The 13,205-nt window shown below is 68.4% G+C and carries 16 protein-coding genes; 8 read left to right on the top strand and 8 right to left on the bottom strand.

Annotated elements, in window-relative coordinates; translation table 11 throughout:
- Positions 1-8: 8 nt before the first annotated feature.
- Both ACIRG5_RS05960 and ACIRG5_RS05955 read right to left on the bottom strand, forming a co-directional pair.
- Positions 9-689: an MOSC domain-containing protein gene (locus ACIRG5_RS05960; RefSeq protein WP_402900748.1), complete on the bottom strand. Its 681-nt coding sequence runs from the start codon at positions 687-689 to the stop codon at positions 9-11.
- A 5-nt stretch (positions 690-694) separates the two neighbouring features.
- Positions 695-1,129 carry a nuclear transport factor 2 family protein gene (locus tag ACIRG5_RS05955; RefSeq protein ID WP_402900745.1) on the bottom strand — a complete coding sequence of 145 codons (435 nt, stop codon included), beginning with the start codon at positions 1,127-1,129 and terminating at the stop codon, positions 695-697.
- 117 nt (positions 1,130-1,246) lie between these two features.
- Between ACIRG5_RS05955 and ACIRG5_RS05950 the strand changes: the two genes are divergently transcribed.
- The 3 genes from ACIRG5_RS05950 (at position 1,247) to ACIRG5_RS05940 (ending at position 3,811) form a co-directional block, all read left to right on the top strand.
- A complete protein-coding gene (locus ACIRG5_RS05950) occupies positions 1,247-1,774 on the top strand; it encodes a CGNR zinc finger domain-containing protein (protein WP_402900742.1) in 528 nt (175 codons plus the stop codon).
- Positions 1,775-1,855: 81 nt separating this feature from the next.
- Positions 1,856-3,013, top strand: coding sequence for a hypothetical protein (locus ACIRG5_RS05945; protein ID WP_402900739.1), 1,158 nt, complete (start codon positions 1,856-1,858; stop codon positions 3,011-3,013).
- Positions 3,014-3,121: 108 nt separating this feature from the next.
- Positions 3,122-3,811: a family 16 glycoside hydrolase gene (locus ACIRG5_RS05940; RefSeq protein ID WP_402900736.1), complete on the top strand. Its 690-nt coding sequence runs from the start codon at positions 3,122-3,124 to the stop codon at positions 3,809-3,811.
- An 18-nt stretch (positions 3,812-3,829) separates the two neighbouring features.
- On the opposite strand, the gene ACIRG5_RS05935 is transcribed toward ACIRG5_RS05940, so the two are convergent.
- The gene (locus ACIRG5_RS05935; RefSeq protein WP_402900733.1) at positions 3,830-4,480 is read right to left on the bottom strand and encodes a hypothetical protein; all 651 of its coding nucleotides are present in this window, start codon (positions 4,478-4,480) and stop codon (positions 3,830-3,832) included.
- Positions 4,481-4,577: 97 nt separating this feature from the next.
- Here ACIRG5_RS05935 and ACIRG5_RS05930 point away from each other — a divergent pair, with 97 nt between their 5' ends.
- The gene (locus tag ACIRG5_RS05930; protein WP_402900731.1) at positions 4,578-6,203 is read left to right on the top strand and encodes a GAF domain-containing protein; all 1,626 of its coding nucleotides are present in this window, start codon (positions 4,578-4,580) and stop codon (positions 6,201-6,203) included.
- Here the strand turns inward: ACIRG5_RS05930 and ACIRG5_RS05925 are convergent.
- Complete coding sequence (locus ACIRG5_RS05925) at positions 6,200-6,850, bottom strand: response regulator (protein ID WP_402900728.1); 651 nt, start codon at positions 6,848-6,850, stop codon at positions 6,200-6,202. The genes ACIRG5_RS05930 and ACIRG5_RS05925 overlap by 4 nt on opposite strands.
- An 84-nt stretch (positions 6,851-6,934) precedes the next feature.
- Here ACIRG5_RS05925 and ACIRG5_RS05920 point away from each other — a divergent pair, with 84 nt between their 5' ends.
- Complete coding sequence (locus ACIRG5_RS05920) at positions 6,935-7,738, top strand: universal stress protein (protein WP_402900725.1); 804 nt, start codon at positions 6,935-6,937, stop codon at positions 7,736-7,738.
- Here the strand turns inward: ACIRG5_RS05920 and ACIRG5_RS05915 are convergent.
- A complete protein-coding gene (locus tag ACIRG5_RS05915) occupies positions 7,725-8,282 on the bottom strand; it encodes a YceI family protein (protein WP_093604141.1) in 558 nt (185 codons plus the stop codon). The genes ACIRG5_RS05920 and ACIRG5_RS05915 overlap by 14 nt on opposite strands.
- A 94-nt stretch (positions 8,283-8,376) precedes the next feature.
- On the opposite strand from ACIRG5_RS05915, the gene ACIRG5_RS05910 reads away from it, so the two are divergent.
- On the top strand, positions 8,377-8,910 hold the full coding sequence (locus ACIRG5_RS05910; protein WP_402900723.1) for a MarR family winged helix-turn-helix transcriptional regulator: 534 nt from the start codon (positions 8,377-8,379) through the stop codon (positions 8,908-8,910).
- On the opposite strand, the gene ACIRG5_RS05905 is transcribed toward ACIRG5_RS05910, so the two are convergent.
- Positions 8,815-9,759: a helix-turn-helix domain-containing protein gene (locus ACIRG5_RS05905; RefSeq protein WP_402900720.1), complete on the bottom strand. Its 945-nt coding sequence runs from the start codon at positions 9,757-9,759 to the stop codon at positions 8,815-8,817. The two genes, ACIRG5_RS05910 and ACIRG5_RS05905, sit on opposite strands and share 96 nt — an antisense overlap.
- A 70-nt stretch (positions 9,760-9,829) precedes the next feature.
- Between ACIRG5_RS05905 and ACIRG5_RS05900 the strand changes: the two genes are divergently transcribed.
- A complete protein-coding gene (locus tag ACIRG5_RS05900; protein ID WP_177320805.1) occupies positions 9,830-9,979 on the top strand; it encodes a hypothetical protein in 150 nt (49 codons plus the stop codon).
- On the opposite strand, the gene ACIRG5_RS05895 is transcribed toward ACIRG5_RS05900, so the two are convergent.
- Positions 9,972-11,081 (bottom strand): citrate/2-methylcitrate synthase, encoded by a 1,110-nt coding sequence (locus tag ACIRG5_RS05895; RefSeq protein WP_402900718.1) that lies wholly within the window; start codon positions 11,079-11,081, stop codon positions 9,972-9,974. The genes ACIRG5_RS05900 and ACIRG5_RS05895 overlap by 8 nt on opposite strands.
- 42 nt (positions 11,082-11,123) lie before the next feature.
- Between ACIRG5_RS05895 and ACIRG5_RS05890 the strand changes: the two genes are divergently transcribed.
- Positions 11,124-12,245, top strand: coding sequence for a citrate synthase (locus tag ACIRG5_RS05890; RefSeq protein WP_402900715.1), 1,122 nt, complete (start codon positions 11,124-11,126; stop codon positions 12,243-12,245).
- Positions 12,246-12,296: 51 nt separating this feature from the next.
- Here the strand turns inward: ACIRG5_RS05890 and ACIRG5_RS05885 are convergent, their stop codons facing one another.
- Positions 12,297-13,157: an alpha/beta fold hydrolase gene (locus tag ACIRG5_RS05885; RefSeq protein WP_402900712.1), complete on the bottom strand. Its 861-nt coding sequence runs from the start codon at positions 13,155-13,157 to the stop codon at positions 12,297-12,299.
- Between the last annotated feature and the right edge of the window lie 48 nt (positions 13,158-13,205).

Below are 13,205 nucleotides of genomic sequence, written 5' to 3'. Positions count from 1 at the left end.
CGCGGCTTCTAAACGGCGTAGGGCCGGCCGACGATCCACCCGCCTATGCGGTCGGGGAGTTCGTCGGTCGGCACCAGCTCGACGGCGTCACCGACGTTGACGACACCCGGCTGGATCACCCAGCTGTCCAGGCACAGCACGCCACCGAACTCGTGCCGGATGCGCCGGTGCACGTCGAGGTCCTGCGCGCCGGTGTCGGGGTCGATCGTCGTGACCACGCACCGGGCCCGCTTCTGGTACATCCCGATCACCACGTCACCGACCACCAGCGCGTGCCCCGGCCAGCCGTCCTCCTCGCCGGCCTCGACGCCGCCGATGAGGATGTTGGGCCGCAGCCGCCGCACGTCGACGCCCGCCGCCTCGACCTGCCCGTCCGTGGCCACCAGGACGTTGAGCACGTCGAAGCGCTCCGGCCCGGTGTAGCGGGTCAGCCTGCCGCCGAACGGCAGCACCTTCTCGTGGGCCTGCCAGCTGTCCCACGGATGTCCGTCGACCAGCGGGCCGTCCGGGCCGGTGGAGGCCGGGATGGTGAGCAGTCCGTACCGCGTGCGCCCGGTCAGGACGCCGCGCGGGCCCTGCACGTGGACCAGCCGGTCGCCCTCGACGCCGTCCTCCGTGAACGTGGCCTGGTCCAGTTCTTCGCCGCCCATGGACTTCACCGGGAAGCGCCACAGCGCTTTGACGTGCACGTTTCTCACTCCTGCGGGATCTCGTAGGTCGAGCTCGGGTCGATGCGCCGGTCTGCTTCGGCGATCTTCACGTCGTTGATGCTCGCCTCGCGCCTGCTCATCAGGCCGGACTCGGCGAACTCCCAGTTCTCGTTGCCGTAGCTGCGCCACCACTGGCCCTCGTCGTCGTGCCACTCGTACTGGAAGCGCACGGCGATGCGGTCGTCACCGAACGCCCACAGCGACTTGCGCAGCACGTACTCGTGCTCGCGTTCCCACTTCTTCGTCAGGAACGCGACGATCTCGTCGGTGCCGCGGACGAAGTCCGACCTGTTGCGCCACACCGAATCCGGTGTGTAGGCGCCGGCGACGCGCCGCGGGTCCTTCGTGTTCCAGGCGTCCTGGGCCGCCTGCACCTTGAGCCGGGCGGTCTCGGCGTCGAACGGGGGCACGAGTTTCACGACGGTCCTTCCAACGGTTGGGCGACGCTGCAAACGTTAGAACGAGATTCTAACGGATGCAAGTCTGTGTTACCGTTAGACGTGCTGACGCCCGACGAACCCCGTCCGGTCCTGTTGATGAACACCATCTGGGCCAATCGGTCGCAGGTGCACGACGACCTGACGACTGTCGGTGGGCTTCGCGATTTTCTGGGCGTGCCGGCGGATCAGGCCGACCTGACGGCGTTCCGCGCGTTGCGGCAGGCCCTTCGAGACCTCGCGGGCGTGCTCACCGAGGACACGCGTCCAGTCGCGCAGGATCGTGACCTCGAACGGGCCGTGGGTGAGGTCAACCGTGCGGCGCGCAGTGCGCAGCGGTGGCCGCAACTGGCCGTGCGCGACGGGGAACTGTTGCGGCTCAACGAAAGTCAGGGCTCGCTCGCGGATCGCGAGCGTGCTTCGATCGCCGCGGAGGCCGTGGAGCTGTTCACCGGTGAGGAGAGGGTTCTGTTGCGCGCCTGTTATGCGCCGGGCTGCGTGCTGTACTTCGTGAAGGACCATCCGCGCCGTGAATGGTGCTCGCCGTCGTGCGGCAACAGGGTCCGCGCGGCCCGCCACTACCGGCGCAATCGGGGTGAATCCCCTGGTCCGAACGGGTTTTCCTGATCAGCGGGGGTAAACATGGGCCGCCCCGGTTCCGATTAAACGGACAACAGTTGGGCGCGTTTTGTGTGGTGGTGATCCGCGATGTCCCGAGAATCCGTGCCAGGTCACGACATCAGCTATCACCTCGTCTGCTTCGACGAGACAGGCAACGAGCGGGGGCGCGACAGCGCGGACGTCCTGTACGACGCCCGCCGCGGTGTCACCGACGTCTTCTTCTTCATCCACGGGTGGAACGGCGACGTGCCGGCCGCCCGCGAACAGTACGGGCGGTGGGTCGCGACGATGGCCGACTGCCGTGCCGAACGTGAAGCGGCGCATGGGCTTCCGGGCGGTTTCAAGTCCCTGCTCGTCGGCCTGCACTGGCCGTCGAAGGCGTGGGGCGACGAGGACGTGCGGTCGGACGAGTTCATCAAGGCACAGGCCCAGCGCCTCGGCGGCGGTGCCGGCCGCACGGCCGCGGTGCGCACGATCGTCGAGGCCGCGCGGCAGCACCCGTGCCGGATGTCCGGTGCGGTCAAACAGGCCTACGACTACCTGGAGGGCTCGGTTCCGGACCTGCCTGGCGAGGACGGGATGACGTTCGACGCCGAGCAGCTCTACCGGGCGTGCCTGGAGGATCCGGCGCTGGGCGGGATCCTGTCGCCGTTGCGGATCCTGACGTTCTGGAAGATGAAGCGCCGCGCCAAGGTGTTCGGCGAGAGCGGTGCCGCCAGGATCGCCCGCGAGGTCGCCCAGGCCGCCCCGAACGCGCGCATCCACCTGATGGGCCACAGCTTCGGCTGCATCACCGCGACCGCCATGGCGAACGTGGTGCCCGCCGCGACGCTGACCCTGGTGCAGGGCGCGATGTCGCTCTGGTCGTTCGCCGAACGGCTGCCAGGCGAACCCGGCTCCGGCTACTTCCGCGGCGTGCTCGGGCGCGTGCCCGGCCCGATCATCGTCACCACGTCGTCGAACGACTACGCCATCGGCAGGTTCTACCCGCTGGCCGCGCGGTCGGGCCGCCAGGTCGACCTGGACGAGTACCCGAAGTACGGCGGCCTCGGCTCGCACGGCGTGCAGGGCACCTACGCCCACGGCCACAACATCGGATCTCCCGGCGAGCTGCAGCGCGGGCAGGTGCACAACGTCGACTGCACGTCGGTGATCCGCCGCATCGACGGGATCGCCGGTGCGCACAACGACATCTGTCACCCGGAACTTGCTCGGCTGCTCTGGAAGGCGGTGCTGGTCCGGTAGTCAGTCCGTTTTCAGAAACACGCGTTTCCGTTGACTGCTCCGATGACTCGGTTCTACGGTGAGGTCACCGTCGCTGCCGACAACCCTCGGAGCCGAGGACGGTGGCAAATGTTTCGTCATCCATTGTGGATAGTCGCGGCCTTCGCGCTGGCACTGGTGGCCGGCACGACGCCGGCGCAGGCCGCGGATCCCGTGCTGGTGCCCGTTTTCGACGGGAAGACCCTCGACGGCTGGACCATGCACGCCAAGGACGCGTTCGTCGTGAAGAACGGCGCGATCCACAGCCAGAAGAACGCCTCGCGCGGCTGGATCTACTACAACAAGCAGCAGTACAAGAGCTTCCGCTGGATCTTCAAGCTCCGCCAGGTCTCCGGCGACCACAAGCCGACCGTGCTGATCTGGGGCAAGATCGCGACCCCTGCCCTGAACGGCCTGGGCGCCATCCAGTTCCAGCCACCCAACGGTGGCGCGTGGGACTACCGCCCCGGCCACAACAACGGCGGCGGCAAGCTGTTCACGAAGTACCCGCACCCGAGCTGGGACGTGAAGAAGTGGGCGCAGTGCGAGATACTCGCCGACGGTGACACCGGAATCGCGCGCATGGCGTGCTGCCCGCTGCCCGACGGCGCGGTGAAGTGCAAGGCGCAGGAGGTCCTGAAGTTCGAGGACAAGAAGGAACCCGCGGGCCGTGAGGCGCCGTTGGCGATCCAGATCCACAACAAGGGCATCGAGGACGAGTACAAGGACCTCGTCGTCGAATCGCCCGTGGCCGATCCGACGAAGTTCATCACGACCTGACCGTGCCGCTGGGCGCGTCTACTGCGCGCCCAGCCGCAGGACCATCTGCGGCACCAGCGTGCTGCCGAGGCACTGGCGCAGGTCCGCGCGCAACGCGGCCAGGTCCACCGCGCCGAGTGCGGGGGAGACGTCGAACCCCATCGTCCCCGCCGTCAGGATGACGCGCTGCATCGCCTGCCCCGCACGGATTTCCGCCGCGGCCCCCTGGTTGAACGTGCACAGCACCAGCTCGGTCCCGCTCCGCACGTGCAGCCACGCCCGTTCCACCTCGGCCGCCCGCGACAGCAACCCGCGCCAGGAGGCCAGCTCGGGAAACGCCGTCCACGCGCGACGGTTCGTGCGCATGGAGTGCAGCAACGCCAGCACGTCCGGACTCGGCTCCTGGTAGCCGCCGAGCCTGATGGCCGCGGCCGCGTCGTGCGCGCTCGGCCCCGGCAGCAACGTCACCAGTGGACGGATGCCGTGCCCTTGCAGCGCCAGCCGGACGTTGAGCAGCGCGACCCCGCAGGCGACGCGCGTCTCCCGGCCGTGCGGAGTGGAGGTGTGCAGCTCGATCTGTTCGGGCCACACCTCGAACCGCACGCCCGAGACCGAGTCCCTCGCCAGCGCCAGGACGGCACGCACGTCCTCACCCGCGAGTCCGAGTGAGCCGGGCACAGCGATCGTCATGCGCCCACTCTGCGGCCAGGGACGTAGATCGACCACAGCCGAAGGTCCCCTCTTGCTAGGGCCGTGAGTTGTCGGAAAATGTGCGAATCTAGGCGGCGTGCCTGACGTGCCTGGTCGCCGCGACCTCGACGAGCTGCTCGACGAGGTTCGAGACCGCATGGACGAGATCGTGACGACCCGCGACCAGATGCAGGAGCTCCTCGGCGCCATGCTCGCCGTCGCGTCGGGTCTGGAGCTCAAGCCGACGTTGCTGCGCATCGTCCAGGCCGCCGCCGATCTCGTGGGCGCCCGCTACGGCGCGCTGGGCGTGCTCGGGACCCGGGACGACCTGTCCGAGTTCCTGCACGTCGGCGTGGACGAGGTGACGCGCGCGTCGATGGGCCACCTGCCCGAGGGCAAGGGCCTGCTCGGGCTGCTCATCAAGGATCCGACGCCACTGCGCCTGCGTGACCTCGCCCAGCACGAGATGTCCGTCGGTTTCCCGCCCAACCACCCGCCGATGCACAGCTTCCTGGGTGTGCCCGTTCGCGTGCGCGACGAGGTGTTCGGCAACCTCTACATGACCGAGAAGGCCGATGGCACCGAGTTCAACGCTGACGACGAGGCCGTGCTGCAGGCCCTGGCCGCGGCCGCCGGCACCGCGATCGAGAACGCCCGCCTGTTCGAACGCTCCCGCATGCGCGAGCGGTGGCTGGAGGCGATCGGCGAGGTCAACTCCGAACTGCTCGGCGGCGCGTCCGGCGAGTACGCGCTGCGCCTGATCACCCAGCGCATCGTCGAGCTCGCCGGCGCCGACTCGGCCCTCGTCGTGCTCGGCGACGGCCACCACACGCCGCTGTCCATCGCCGCGAGCGCGGGCGTGAAGATCGAGAACTTCAGCGCCGCCGACTACGCCGTCGACGAGGTGATCCGCTCCGGCGTCCCGCTGCTGGTGGACGACCTGGGCACGGCGTTCGGTCCCGCCCTGGCCGTGCCGCTGCGCTCCGAGATGGGCGTCACGGGCGCGCTGGTCGTGCTGCGCCTCGGCGGTGAGACGCGTTTCCTGCCCGACCAGGTGCCGATGCTGGCCTCGTTCGCCGACCAGGCAGCGGTCGCCCTGGAGTTCGCCGAACAGCAACGCTCACAACGCCTCCTCGACGTCCTGGAAGACCGCGACCGCATCGCCCGCGACCTGCACGACCACGTGATCCAGCGGCTGTTCGTCACCGGCCTCACCCTGCAGGCCACCCAGCGCCGCGTCACCGAACCCGACGTGGCGGCCCGCCTGCGGACCGCCGTCGAGCAACTGGACGAGACGGTCCGCCAGATCCGCACGTCCATCTTCGACCTGCACTCGACGGACAACACCTCGCTGCGGCGCAGGCTCCTGGACCTCGTCGCCGGTCTGACCGAGGCGACGCACCTCAAGCCGTCCGTCCGCATGGCAGGCACGGTGGACAACTCGGTGCCGCCCGAACTCGCCGAACACGTCGAGGCCGTGGTGCGCGAGGCCGTCACGAACTGCGTCCGGCACGCGTCCGCGACCGAACTGACGGTGCTCATCGACGCCGGTGAGGACGTCGTGATCACCGTGCAGGACAACGGGGTCGGCATTCCGGGCGATGCCGCCCGCAGTGGGCTGCGCAACCTCGCCCATCGCGCGTCCAAGTTCGGCGGGTCGCTGGAGGTGCGCGCGACGGAGGGCGGCGGCGCCTGTCTGGTGTGGCGCGTGCCCCTGAACTAGTGGGGCTTGTCGACGTCCTTGCGGAACTGCGACGCGAACACGGCCGCCTGCGTGCGGCGCTGCATGCCGAGCTTCGCCAGCAGGTGTGAGACGTAGTTCTTGACGGTCTTCTCGGCCAGGAACATGCGTTCGGCGATCTGCCGGTTCGTGAGGCCTTCGCCGATGAGGTCGAGGACGGTGCGCTCCTGCTCGCTGAGCATGCGCAGCGGGTCGCCCTCCTCGCGTTCGCGGCGGATTCGGTTGAGCAGCGCGGAGGTCGTGCGAGCGTCCAGAAGGGACTGTCCCGCCGCGACGGTGCGGACCGCGTTGACCAGGTCGGCGCCCAGGATCTGCTTCAGCACGAAGCCGGAGGCGCCGGCCATGATCGCGTCGAAGAGGGCCTCGTCGTCGGCGAAGCTCGTCAGCATCAGGCACTGCAGGCCGGGGATGCGGCTGCGCAGCTCGCGGCACAGCTCGATGCCGTTGCCGTCCGGAAGCCTGATGTCGAGCACCGCCACGTCGGCCTGGGCGCCCGGCACCTTGGCCAGAGCCTCCGTGACCGACGCGGCGTCACCGACCACCAGCAGATCGGACTCCTCGCCGAGCAGGTCCGCTATGCCACGCCGGACGATCTCGTGGTCGTCGACGAGGAAAACACGCGTCGCCATGAGGGCCACGGTAGCCCAAAGACCCTGACATGAGGGGACCAACGGCACGCGGCTCACTGCGACGATCGGGCCTACTTTGGGATCATGAGCAGACTTCCCGTGGTCGTCGGAGTCGACGGTTCCTCGTCCGCGCTCGCCGCGGTGGCGTGGGCCGCTCGGTCTTGCGCACATCACGGAGCGCCGTTGCGGTTGGTGCACGCGTACACGTTGCCGACGCGCGGGTACCCCGAAGTCATCTCATCGGCGCGTGACCTGCGCTCGGCCATGTACGACCAGGGGCGGATGTGGCTTTCTCAGGCCGTTGCCGTCGCACGGGCGGAAGCACCTGACGTTTCCGTGGAGCACGACCTGCGCATGGAACATCCCACGCCCGTGTTGATCGCGGAGTCTGCACGCGCACGCGAGGTGGTGGTGGGGTCGCACGGACTGGGCGGGTTCACCGGAGCGTTGGTCGGCTCAACGGCCGTGGCGCTGTCGATTCACGGTGAGTCTCCCGTGGTGGTGGTGCGAGGCAGTCAGCACGACGGGCCCGTGGTGGTGGGTGTCGACCTCTCGCCCGAGTCGGACCCGGCCATCGGCTTCGGGTTCGAGGAGGCGGCGGCGTCCGGAGTGCCGCTGGTGGCGGCGATGGCGCACGTCGACGAGCAGTCGTCGTTGCTGAACACGCGCATGTCCGGGTGGCTGGAGAAGTACCCGGACGTCGCGGTGGAAGAGCTCGTGGTGGGCGAGCGGCCCATTCCGTTGCTTCTGGAACTCGGGCAACGGGCCGGGCTGCTCGTCGTCGGGTCTCGGGGGCGTGGCGGATTCGCCGGGATGCTGCTCGGATCTACCTCGCAGGCCCTGATCTACCACGCCCCGTGCCCGGTGGCCGTCGTCAGGCCTGCTTGATCGCCGAGATCTCGAACTCGAGGACGACCTTCTCGCTCACCAGCACGCCACCGGTCTCCAGGGCGGCGTTCCAGGTCACGCCGTAGTCCTTGCGGTTGATGGTGTGCGAGCCCTCGAAGCCCACGCGGGTGTTGCCGAACGGGTCGACGGCCACGCCCTCGAAGGCGAACGGGATGGTGATGCTCTTGGTGACGTCCTTGATGGTGAGGTCACCCGTGATCTCGAAGTTGTCGTCGTCGACCTGCTTGGCCGAGGTCGAGACGAACTTGATCTCCGGGTACTCCTCGACAGCGAGGAAGTCGTTGGTGGTCAGGTGACCGTCGCGCTGCGCGTTGCGGGTGTCGATGCTGGCGACCTTCAGGGTCACCTCGGCGGTGGTGTTGTCCGGCTTGTCACCGTCGATGGAGATCTTGCCGTCGAACTCGTTGAACGCACCGCGAACCTTGGTGACCATCGCGTGGCGCGCGACGAAGCCGATGCGGGAGTGCGAGGCGTCGATGACGTAGTCGCCGGTCAGTTCGGAGAGGTTGGTGGCGGTGGTCATGGTGTCAAGTCCTTCGGTTGCTCGATTTGGTTGAAGTGTCACTCACCCTGCCGGAATGTGGATGATGTGTCAACTATTCCCGTATGCTGAACCAGTGACACGATGGTTGGAACCTGAGCAGCAGCAGGCGTGGCGTGCCTACGTCCGCATGCAGGGGGAGCTGAACGCGCATCTGAGCAGGCAGATGTCAGTCGATTCGGACATCTCGATGGCTGACTTCGCCGTGCTGGTGCAGCTCACCGACACGCCTGATGAACGCGTGCGCGTGTTGGAGCTTGCACGGTCCTTGCACTGGGAGAAGAGCCGCATCTCACATCACGTCGCACGGATGGAGAAACGCGGCCTGGTGCGCAGGGAGAACTGCCGCAGTGACGGGCGCGGGTCGTTCGTCGTGCTGACGGACCTGGGCAGGTCGGCGATCGAGGCGGCCGCGCCGTCGCACGCCGAGACGGTCCGCAAGCTGGTGTTCGACCTGCTCGACGACTCCGAGGTGACGGCGCTGCGGGAGATCTCCGAGAAGGTCTTCACGCGCCTAACGACAGGAGAATGTGCGGCGGTAATCGCTCGGTGCGATGCCGACGACCCGATGGAAGTGGTGCCGGAGGAGAGCGGCTGTCCCGAAGCCTGACCTGGTCGCGACCGCGTCGACGTCCAGGTCGGTCTCCTCGAGGAGCCTGCGCGCGTGAAGCACCCGTTGGAGTGACAGCCACTTGTTCGGGGTGGTGCCGGTCTCCGCGGCGAACCTGCGCGCGAAAGTCCGTTCGGACATGACGGCGAGCTTCGCCATCGTGGCCACCGTGTGGTTGTCGGCGATCGTGTCGAGCACCTGTTCCAGCACCGGCTCCAGGCTGTCGGAGCTGCACTCCGGGATCGGAAGCTCCACGAACTGCCGCTGACCGCCGTCGCGCTGCGGCGCCACGACCATCCGGCGCGCGATGATGTTGGCGACCTTGGTGCCCAGCTCCCGCCGGACGAGGTGCAGGCAGGCGTCGATCCCCGCCGCCGTGCCGGCGCTGGTGATGATGTCGCCGTCGTCGACGAACAGCACGTCCGGGTCCATGTGAGCCTTCGGGAACCGCTCCTGGAACTGCCTCGCCTCGCGCCAGTGCGTCGTGCAGTTCCGGTCGTCGAGCAGCCCGGCCGCGCCGAGGATGAAGGCCCCGCTGCACACGCTGAGCAGCGTCGCGCCGGTCTCCTGGAGCGCCTTGACCAGCTTCTCGGGGTAGTGGTCGCGGACCCGCGCGGCGGGCAGTGCGACGAGGTCGACGCTCTGCAGCGCGTCGAACCCGTGTTCCGGCGTGATGCTCACGCCCCGGACGCTCGTCGGCACCGGCTCGTTCGGGAGTTCGCCGCAGACCCGGAAGTCGATCAGCGGCACGCCCTCCTCGGTCCGGTCGACGCCGAACACCTCGCAGAGCAGGCCGAACTCGAACGGCGCGACGCCGTCGATGAGGGGAACCGCCACCGAAGCCAGCATGGCAGGATATTAGCGCGCAGCGTCAGATCTGCCACTGTTGGCGGGATATTGCCGACCATACATTTATGACATGACTCTTGCAGCGATCGTCCTGGCAGTAGCAGCACTCTCCGTCTGGCTCGACAGGCACCGCGACCGCACCGCCGGTCTGGCGGGCTCCTCCGACGTCAACGACCGCGACCGCACGCGAGTGCGCAACGATCTCCGGTACCTCACCTGATCCGGGGTTCCGGTCCCGTGTAGCGGGCGACCGGGCGGATGATCTTCGTGTCCTCGGACTGTTCGAGCGCGTTGGCACACCACCCGATCACCCGGCTGCACGCGAACGTCGGCGTGAACATCTCGCGCGGGATTCCGCACTGCTCCATCACCACGCCGGCGTAGAACTCCACGTTCGCGTACAGCTGCCGGCCGGGCTTGAGCTCGGCCAGCAGCTCCGTGACCCTGTGCTCCACGGTGACCGCGAACTCCGTCAGGCGCGTGGGCTGCTCGAGCGCGATCTCCTTGAGCAGGCGGGCCCGCGGGTCCTCTGTCTTGTAGACGGCGTGCCCGAACCCCATGATCCGGTCGCCCTGCTCGATGCGTTCCCGCACCCAGGCGTCGATATTGTCCGGCGTGCCGATGAGGTCGAGCGCCTCCAGCGCCCGGTCCGGCGCGCCGCCGTGCAGCGGCCCGGAGAACGTCCCGATCGCCGCCGTCACCGCCGAGACGACGTCCGCTCCCGCCGACGCGACCACGCGCGCGGTGAACGTCGACGCGTTGAAGCCGTGGTCGATCGTGGCGATCAAGTACTGCTCGACAGCACGAGCTGCCCATGTTGACGGCTCATGCCCGGTCAACATGTACAACCAGTTCGCCGACGTTGACAAATCAACCCTGGGGTTGACGGGATCAAGTCCGAGCTTGAGCCGGTGCAGTGCGGCCAGGATCGTCGGCGTCATCGCGCTGACCCGCAGCGCGTCCGCCTTCCTGGTGCTCATCGGCGCGTCCCACATCGGCTGCGCCGGCAGCATCGACAACGCGGTCCGCAGCCCGGCCAGCGCCGTGCATCCCGACCGTGCGACGGCGGGCAGCACCTCGCGGATCGCCGCGGGCAACGTGCGCAGTTCAGCGGTCTGGCGGGCGAACGACGCGGCCTCGTCCGGGTCCGGCAGCCTGCCCTCCGCGAAGAGGAACCACACGTCCTCGAACGACCGCGTCCTGGCCAGTTCGATCGCGTCGTGCTCGCGGTAGTGGTAGTAGCCCGCGGCACCGTTCACGTCCCCGATCAGGGTCGTGGTGACGACGACGTCTTTAAGCCCTTTGGGTGCATCAATCAACATGGACACCAGGCTCCGTCAACATGTCTTGTACAGTCAACGTTGATGGAATCAATGTTGACGACGAATCAAGCTGCTCGCCGTTTGGGCGTGAAACCGGCGACGGTCTACGCGTACGTCAGCCGCGGCCACCTGACCAGCACGAAGGTGAACCGCCACAGCATGTTCGGCGTCGCCGAGGTAGAAGCCCTGGCGCAGCGCACTGGTGCGCGCGGAGCAGTGGCCGCTGTGACGGATCGCATCCGCACCCGCATCTCACTGCTGGAGAACGACCGCCTGCACTACCGCGGCCGGTCCGTCCCCGAACTCTCGAGCACCAAGCGCTTCGAGGACGTCGCGCACTGGCTGTGGACCGAGATCGACTCGACGGGCATGCAGTTCCCCGAGGGCCAGGAGATCTGGATGGCCCTGCCCGACAGCGCCACCCTCACCGACCGGGTCCGCGTGGCCATCGCGTTGGCCAGCGTCGGCGACCCGCTGCGCTACGACCTGGACCGGGCCGTCACCACGGCCAAGTCCCTGATCGCCGACGTCGTCGAGTCCCTGCCGCTGGTGGGCAGGCCTCAGGGCACCGACATCGCCGAACGCCTGTGGGCCCGCCTCTCGCCGGAGCCAGCCCAGCCGGACCTCCTCAACGCCGCCCTGATCCTGCTGGCCGACCACGACCTGGCCATCTCGACCATGGCCGCCAGGGTCGCCGCCTCCGCCCACGCCAACCCGTACGCCGTCGTGTCCGCGGGCATGGGCGCCATGGAGGGCCAGAAGCACGGCGCCGCCACCACGATCGCGTACCGGTTCCTGTTGCAGGCCCAGTCCGATCCGATGGGCACGGTCGCCGAGCACCTGCGTTCCGGCCATCCGATCCCGGGCTTCGGCCACCGCGTCTACTCCGCCCGTGACCCGCGCGCCGACCACCTCTTCGCCCTGCTGCGCAGCCACGGCGACCTGGTGGCGGACAAGGTGATCGCCACCCAGCCGCAGACGTTCCCGAACGTCGACCTCGCGCTCGCCCAGTTCGCCCTGCTGTTCAAGATGGCGCCGGACGCCGGCGAGGCGATCTTCGCGATCGCACGGGTCGTGGGGTGGATCGCGCACGCGATGGAGGAGTACAAGGAGCCGGGCCTGCGGTTCCGCACGATGGGCGTGTACACGGGCGACCGGCCGTAGCCGCGTGAAGAGCCAGGCGACCCCCAGGACGCCTGGCACCTCAGAGCTCGTTCAGTCCGGCAGGCCGGCGTGGTCCTCCCCGGCGAACGCGAGGATCCGCGCGTTGGTCAGCTCGACTTCCTCCAGGTTCAGCGCATGGGTCGCCCCAGGGACGATCTCGGTGCGCACGCGCGGCACGAGCGACTCGACGCGCGCGGCGAGCTCCGGTGCCTTGATCAAGCTGCGCTCGCCCAGGATGAAGTAGGTGGGCACGTCGATCGACCGCAGCTCGTCGTCGGTGAACACGTGCAGCGGAGCCATCTGGATCTTGAACTTCATGCCGCGGAACACCAGCGGGCGCATCGTGTGACGCACGGCGGGATCGCCGCCGCTGACCCGGCGCAGGATCGCGGCGGGCAGCCACCAGCGGGACAGCTCGCCGATGCTCCAGAGGACGAACTTCCGGAAGTTGATCCCGAACCCGCCCGGTTCGAAGGCGAGGACGCCGGCGACCCCCGCAGGACGCCGAGTGGCGAGGTTCAGCGCCAGGCAGGCGCCGCGCGAGATCCCGACCAGGTGGACCTTCTCGTGGCCGAGGCCCACGAGGACGTCGGCGAGCCAGTCCGCCTCGTCGTCGGTGCTCTCCATGGGCCGGGTCTGAACCGAGCGCCCCGGTTCACCGATCATGTCGACGGCGTACACGGTGTGCCGCGCCGCCAGGTCGGCGACGAAGGGGTACCAGGACAACGACGTGCCCATCGCACCAGCCAGCAGCACGATCGGCGCACCGGTACCGCTGCGCCGGACGCGGGTCGAGCCGAACCGCGTCTCCACGTCCAGTTCCTCCGACGGCACCGGCCACTTCCGCCGGATCGCCTCGTAGGTGGCGAAGTACCGCTCCTGTGCCTTCGGGTCCACGAACTTCCCGACCATCACACCCCCAGGTAGTTTTTCCAATGCAGATGCAATGTAACAGCGTCG

The organism is Lentzea sp. NPDC102401 (genome assembly GCF_044765805.1).
GTDB classification, from domain to species: Bacteria; Actinomycetota; Actinomycetes; order Mycobacteriales; family Pseudonocardiaceae; genus Lentzea; species Lentzea sokolovensis.
The sequence above is the reverse complement of the archived record's forward strand: the minus strand, read 5'-3'. Positions and strand labels throughout refer to the sequence as shown.